Source organism: Bartonella sp. TS82HLJMH (genome assembly GCF_042193495.1).
GTDB classification, from domain to species: domain Bacteria; phylum Pseudomonadota; class Alphaproteobacteria; order Rhizobiales; family Rhizobiaceae; genus Bartonella; species Bartonella grahamii.
On the sequence record NZ_JBHILU010000094.1, the window covers coordinates 1 to 692 of the forward strand.

Genomic DNA, 692 nt, shown 5'->3' on the forward strand with positions numbered 1-692 from the left:
TGGTCCCATACTTCAAAAGAAGAGGGATCACCAGGAATGACGTGATAATCAATATGCCAGCTTTCTTCACTGCGTCCCCATCCCACCACTTCAAGTTCTAAGCGGTCATTTTGCACATCAATGCCCGCTGTCAACAACACGGCTTGTTCTGGTGCCAATGGATAATCTTCGCGTTTTGCATAGAGGCTATCAGGGTCAACAACTTCGCCTGTTCTGTCTTCCCATGGCTCTCCAAGCACTGTGTTGACAAAAGGCTGCAAAAGTGCCGGATCATCCTTGGCATCTAAAAACTCTCTTGCGCACTCCCCCCAAGTAAGCCAAGGTGAATAGAGTGCCGAAATATGGTAAGAACGCAAATTCGGTCTGCTTGATTCACTCGTAGGCACCCAGCACGCACCTCTTTCTTCACTCATGAGATCTGTTTTTCTGTGTTCAGCATGTTCATGACCACAATGTGCACAAACAAACACAGCTTTTTCGGGGGCGCCTTTTGGCCACTTAATTTGTGACCAAACAATGGGCTGTAGAACACCACATGCATCACAAGGGACATTGTAATATCGTTGGTCTCCTAGCACGAAATCTTTGGCGATACGGCTTGTGTCACGGTGGGTCGGTGTGGACAATTTAAAAATCTTTCTCTGCACAAAGGTTGAGGTTCGCTTTTCAGCAATCATCACCGGATCACCTTC

1 protein-coding gene is annotated in these 692 nt (G+C 47.3%); it reads right to left on the reverse strand.

What is annotated here, in order from left to right:
* Nucleotides 1-692 (reverse strand): terminase gpA endonuclease subunit (locus ACFIKO_RS09430; protein ID WP_375673918.1); only part of this gene is annotated, 692 nt, incomplete at both ends.